Annotated in this window: 5 protein-coding genes; 1 reads left to right on the forward strand and 4 read right to left on the reverse strand. The window is 65.7% G+C overall.

Annotated elements, in window-relative coordinates:
* Positions 1–702 precede the first annotated feature (702 nt).
* The gene (locus E1291_RS39080) at positions 703–891 is read right to left on the reverse strand and encodes a hypothetical protein (RefSeq protein ID WP_131743062.1); all 189 of its coding nucleotides are present in this window, start codon (positions 889–891) and stop codon (positions 703–705) included.
* Positions 892–1,045: 154 nt separating this feature from the next.
* Here E1291_RS39080 and E1291_RS39085 point away from each other — a divergent pair, with 154 nt between their 5' ends.
* Positions 1,046–1,921: an SCO6745 family protein gene (locus E1291_RS39085; RefSeq protein ID WP_131743063.1), complete on the forward strand. Its 876-nt coding sequence runs from the start codon at positions 1,046–1,048 to the stop codon at positions 1,919–1,921.
* Between the two features lie 40 nt (positions 1,922–1,961).
* Here the strand turns inward: E1291_RS39085 and E1291_RS39090 are convergent, their stop codons facing one another.
* From E1291_RS39090 to E1291_RS39100, 3 genes are all read right to left on the reverse strand, one after another.
* Positions 1,962–2,162, reverse strand: a complete 201-nt coding sequence (locus E1291_RS39090; protein ID WP_131743064.1) for a DUF397 domain-containing protein — start codon at positions 2,160–2,162, stop codon at positions 1,962–1,964.
* A complete protein-coding gene (locus E1291_RS39095; RefSeq protein ID WP_131743065.1) occupies positions 2,159–2,977 on the reverse strand; it encodes a helix-turn-helix domain-containing protein in 819 nt (272 codons plus the stop codon). Before E1291_RS39095 ends, E1291_RS39090 begins: the two co-directional genes overlap by 4 nt.
* 538 nt (positions 2,978–3,515) lie before the next feature.
* The gene (locus E1291_RS39100; protein WP_131743066.1) at positions 3,516–4,004 is read right to left on the reverse strand and encodes a GNAT family N-acetyltransferase; all 489 of its coding nucleotides are present in this window, start codon (positions 4,002–4,004) and stop codon (positions 3,516–3,518) included.
* Positions 4,005–4,961: the final 957 nt, after the last annotated feature.

Below are 4,961 nucleotides of genomic sequence, written 5' to 3' on the forward strand. Positions count from 1 at the left end.
AACCACAACAACGACCAGTAACAGACAGCAACGACCAACAACATCAAGGGGTCAACTTTCACACGTCCCCAGGGGGTCAGAATTCAGCCGCCGTTGACAGGGCCCTGGCCTGCCGGCAGCAATACCACCCCCCATCACCGCCTCCACAACCAAAGCGAAGAGCCATTAGCCTCCAGTCAGCGCCCTCGGAACATCACACCGCGTCGCACCCAACTACGACTGCCAGTGGGTACCGCTCGGGCCCGGTTGCAGGCGCCAGCCTGCTCCACGGCTCAGCGGGCCAACTCCAACTGTCCACGGGGGGGTTCTGCGTTTGGCGGACCACCGGGAACTTCCTGGCTGCGCATGGTGTGTGTCGTAGCGACTCACACCTCGCCGGGAGGTCCTCCCTTTACGCGAAACCGTCAACCCGTGTGGTGGGTTACGGATGTCCATGGTCAGCACAGCACGGCTGCGAAGACGCGATCTCTTCGGTCAGCGATCGCCACAGGACGTCCTCACCGTGGCCCTTACGTGTTCATGTCAGTGGCCCGAATGCCCCCGGCCCGATGACGGCACCGCCACCCTCGCCGCCACCGGCCGACACCGCCACGACGGAAACCCCATCTCCCCCATCCGGCGACCGTCCCGGGCGTCTCGCGCACCGCACCCCACCTGTTCCCATCGGCGGGCCCGCTCGGGCTCGACTTGCTGACAGCGCGGTCACCTCAGCGGCATCGCCATCGCCACGTTCATTGGCAAGACGTTCTCTCCCAATTGGCGACCTTGTACGACAACGAAGCGCGCCTGCGCCGTGCCGTCCTCCGCCGTGCCGTCCTGCGCCGTGCCGCTTGCCCAAGGGGACACCCGGCGTTCTGCTCGTCGGCCCGACAGCCGGTCTTCGTCGCCCACGAGTGCAACCGGGTCCGGCGGGCCGTGGCCGGACGAACACCGTCCCACCCAGTGGGATGGTGGCTAATTCCCAGCTGTGAGCTGCGGATACACTAATGATCATGGGCTTCCACCATGGAAGAGTGGAGCCGATCCCGAGAAAGGACGCGCGCGGATGGCCCTGGCCCGGCAGATATGGCATCAGCTCGAACCCGTCCACGCCCTCTTCTGGTACTCGCCCGAGGTGTACGCCGAAGCCGAGGCCCTCGGCTTCGAGGTCGACACCCGCTGGCCGAGCTACTTCGCCTGGCGCTCCGCCCCCTTCGGCGCCGTGGGCCCCGAGCTCGTGACCTCCGCGTTCTACAGCTTCAGCCCCCGGATGGTCGCCGAGCACATCCCCGCCGCCTGGGCCGTCGCCGCCCCCGAGGATGTCCTGGCCGCCCGAACCCGCGCCGTCGACCGCCTCTACCGCACCCTCATCGGCGACGACGTCGACTCCCCGGGCCTCGCCGAGGCGGCCGAGCTGGTGCGCGTCGCCGCCCTCACCGCCAACAACGCGGGCCGTCCGCTGGCCGCCGCCAACGCCGACCTCCCCTGGCCGGACGCCCCTCATCTGGTGCTCTGGCACGCCATCAACATCCTGCGCGAGCACCGCGGCGACGGCCACGTGGCCGCGCTTCTCACCGCCGGACTCGACCCCACCGAGTCCCTGGTCTCCTTCGCCGCGATCGGTGCCGCGTCCCCCGTGACCTTCGAGAGCCGCGGCTGGACGCCCGCCGAGTGGGCCGCCGCCGAGGACCGCCTCAAGTCACGCGGCCTGCTCACTCCCGAAGGCGCCGCCACCGACGCGTGCCGGGAACTCCGCGATGACGTCGAGCGCGCCACCGACGGCCTGGCCGCCGCCCCCTGGGAGGACCTGGGCCCGGAGAAGTCCGCCCGGCTCACTGAACTGATCATGCCGCTGCTGGTCAAAGCCCTGGAGGCCGGCCTGTTCCCCGCCGAAACGACCCTGGGCATCGGCAAGATCCCCAACCCGGCGCCGAAGCCCTGACTTCGCTCTGCCATGGCGAAAGGGACCTCTCGGCCCGGCGTTACACGCCGGCACCTCCCCGACGCCCCGCTTTGACCGCGTCCAGGAACGCGGCGAACTCCCCCGTCCCCAGGACGAGATACGTGCCGTCGGGGTCCTTGGAATCCCGGACCCCGACGCCGGAGCCCAGACGCCCCAATTCGACACAGTGCTCGTCCGACACACCGCCACTGCGGGCGCTCTTGCGCCACCGCACCTTCATGCGTACCACTCCAGGTACTGCTCGACGAGAGCGCGCGAAGTGTCCTCCGAAAGGGCCTTTGCGCCAATATGTTCAAACTTAGTCCAGAACTCGCGGACTTCCCCCGGGGCCTCGATCAGCCGCCCGCCGTTCTGTGCACCCGCGTACACGACATCCCGCCCGTCCAGGCTGATGACCTGGAAAGGTCCGTCGAAACCGCGGTGCGCGCCCGCCGAGGGCTGGACGAACCGAACGATGATATTCGGGAGATCCATCACCCGCCGCAGATACGACAGCTGCTCCCGCATGACCTCCTGCCCGCCCACGCGATACGACAGAACGCCCTCGTCCATGATCACCCAGAAGAAGGCCCGCCTCTCCCGGTCGAGGAGCGCCCGCTGCCGTGCCAGACGCCTGGCGACGATCCCCTCGACGTCCTCCACCGTGGCGGCCTCCACCAGAGCCCGCGTGTACTCCTCGGTCTGGAACTGCCTCGGGATGGCGTGACCGTGATAGCTACGGATGGCGAGCGCGCGCTCCTCATACCTGATCAGCTGCTGCCCCCAGTCGGGATCATGCGCCATCCGCGCGAACCACAACAGGAGCTGCAATAGCCGTCCGGTACCGTACTTCGCGTCGAGCTTCGCCAACTGCTCCTCGTGGGGCCGCTGCCGACCCGCCTCCATGTTGGAAACAGTCGACCGCGCCGCGCCGATGATCTGCCCGCACTGGGTGAGCGAGAGACCGTCCCTCTCACGCAGGAACCGCAGGTAGAAGGCCAGGAAATGCCACATCGACAGCGTGGGGTCAAGCGGGTCGCGGACGATGACGGGCACCGCTCCTCCTGTTTGAGAATGTTTCAAGTCAGCGTAACGGTAGAACGTCCGGATGATCCTTAGCACGGAATTCCGAAATCACGCCCACGACCGGACACCCACCCCCACCACGATCAACCCTACGATCTTCCGCCCGACCGGCAATGTCACCGCATCCAAGACACCCAATCAGAAGCCAGAGTCTCCTCCCCATCAAAGGCTTCGCCGTCGACATACGACGCCACCGTGGATCAAATGAACCCGAGACCGAAAACCCTTTGGACCCCCAGGACCAGATCGACCAAATTTACCCAGAAACCATCCGATTCGCACCACATGACCGCTATATAATTAGAAGTCATCTAATTTGGTGACTTGGCGATACCCGATCACCTTCGCGGTGATACCAAATCCAGGGCACACCGACGAAACTCCGGCGGGTAAGGCTTGGGCACCAGAACGATCTCCTTCACAAGATCGCCGAACCCTACCTCTCTCAACAACCGTGCCCGTCAAACGGGGGCAACATCACTCTGCGGTGAGGGCGATCAAGTGCTGATCACAGAGGACGGTGCAACATGTGGAGGCCGACGTAGCCCTTTTCTGGGTGATGGAAGCCCTCCGGCACGGTACCCAGGATCGAGAAACCGAGGGACTCATACAGCCGGACAGCGTGCACGTTCGTCTCGACAACGGCGTTGAACACCATTGCCCGAAAGCCGGCCGCGCGCGCCCAGGTCAGCGAGTCCTCGCACAAGGCCCGCCCGACCCCTCGCCCGTGGTGTGCGGGGTCGACCATGTAGCTGGCGCTGGCGACGTGCGAACCGTTACCGGGGCGGTTGGCGTACATGTTCGCCGTGCCGAGCACCGCGCCGGTGTCGTCGACGGCGACAACCACACGCCCCGGAGGAGGGACGAGCCACATGTCACGCCCCTGCTCCTCATCGAGGTCGAGTGGGTAGGGGAACGTTTCTCCTGCGGCGACGATCTGGTGGAGGAACGGCCAGATGGCGGGCCAGTCTTCGTTAGTCGCATTCCTGATCAGCACATGTCGAGGTTTCAGGTGGGGCCGGGTGAACGCAAGCCATTTTCCGGGTGTGGTTCCGTCGGGGTCGCAGTGGTGGGCTTGTCGAGGGGGCTGGCCGGGGTGGTGTCCCTTCACGACCAGAGGGCTTCTTGCTGATCAAACACAGGCCGGTCAGGTGTCATCAAGAACATGGCCACGTACACCAAGCCCTGCCGACTTGAGGCACCGACCAGGTCATCACCATCCTGGAAGTCGGCGCTACCGGGTTCGTCCGCCGTCCTGAACAGATCGACATGACCATGCGTTACCTCAGGGGCCCGCGCCGTGTTCTCCGCTGCGACCGGCCTCGCAGGCCGGGTGGCCGGTCGCGGCCGACGTCATCGAAGAGGCCGCTCGCCATATCCTGGCCAAGGGACTCAGCATCGGCGCGCCCGCTGGGGCCTGGCTGAAGCCGAGGCCGGAGGCGTCCTGAAACTGCGTACCGTGGTCGCCCGCGAGAGCTTTCCTGATTGTTCGTGGTTCCACGTCCCACGCGACCAGCACCTGGTTTACCACGCTCGCGGGCTCTGAGAAGAACAAGCTCACGGCCTGATCAATTCGCTCCCTCAAGAGGAACTGTCTTTTCGCGGATCGTGGTGCAGCGGTGGCGGGATCGGCGCCTCACGAGGCGGGCGTCACCACATCCCTCAAATCGTGCTGCAGTTGGATCATGCCTGCGGAAGGGGGCAGTCACTCCGGGCTGGTGGAGCAGGATCCCGACCGTCAAAGGTGAGGATGCGAACGGAATGGGGACCCTCTGTCCGGCCGTGAAACCGGGGTCTGTCTTGTTCTGGGGTGGGGCCACCGCCCGTCACGAGTGATGACGGGGTGGTGTCTGGCATCAGGCGGCGTCTTGGCTGGTGGTTTGCACCTCTTGGCTGTGGGGCTGGTCGTGTGTCGTCTGCCAGTGGTTTTGATCTTCTGTGTTTGTTGGTGGCC

Origin of the sequence: Actinomadura roseirufa (assembly GCF_900659635.1) — a bacterium.
Classification (GTDB): domain Bacteria; phylum Actinomycetota; class Actinomycetes; order Streptosporangiales; family Streptosporangiaceae; genus Spirillospora; species Spirillospora roseirufa.